The organism is Burkholderia sp. BCC1993, assembly GCF_905339865.1.
Lineage (GTDB): Bacteria > Pseudomonadota > Gammaproteobacteria > Burkholderiales > Burkholderiaceae > Burkholderia.
In genome coordinates, this window is sequence record NZ_CAJPGZ010000067.1 from 1 (window position 1) to 529 (window position 529).

The 529-nt window shown below is 72.2% G+C and carries 1 protein-coding gene; it reads left to right on the plus strand.

Annotated features, from left to right (window positions below; genetic code table 11):
* Nucleotides 1-529: ATP-binding cassette domain-containing protein (locus U4Y91_RS36595; RefSeq protein ID WP_321809130.1), on the plus strand; the 529-nt coding region annotated here is incomplete at both ends.

The window sequence follows — 529 nt, forward strand, 5'->3', positions numbered from 1 at the left end:
GCTGTCCGACCGCGTGTCGGTGCTGCGCGACGGCTCGTACGTCGGCACGCTCGAGCGCGCATCGCTGTCCGCCGAGCGGCTCGTCGCGATGATGGTGGGCCGCGACATCTCCGGCTTCTACAAGAAGGAACACGCGCCGTACGATCCCGGCCACCTGCTGCTGTCGGTGCGCGACATCGCCGACGGCGAGCGCGTGCGCGGCTGCAGCCTCGACCTGCATGCGGGCGAGGTGCTCGGCATCGCCGGGCTCGTCGGCGCGGGCCGCACCGAACTCGCGCGGCTGATCTTCGGCGCGGAGCCGCGCACGCGCGGCGACGTGAAGCTGGGCGAGCGCACGTTCGGCGCGCATTCGCCGCGCGACGCGATCGACGCCGGTCTCGTCTACCTGACGGAAGACCGCAAGCGCCAGGGCCTGTTCCTCGACATGAGCGTGCGCGACAACATCAACATCTCCGTGTGCAACCGCGATGCGCGGCTCGGTGCGCTCGATCTCGCGCGCGGCGCCACGCGCGCGCGCGACGCGATCGCC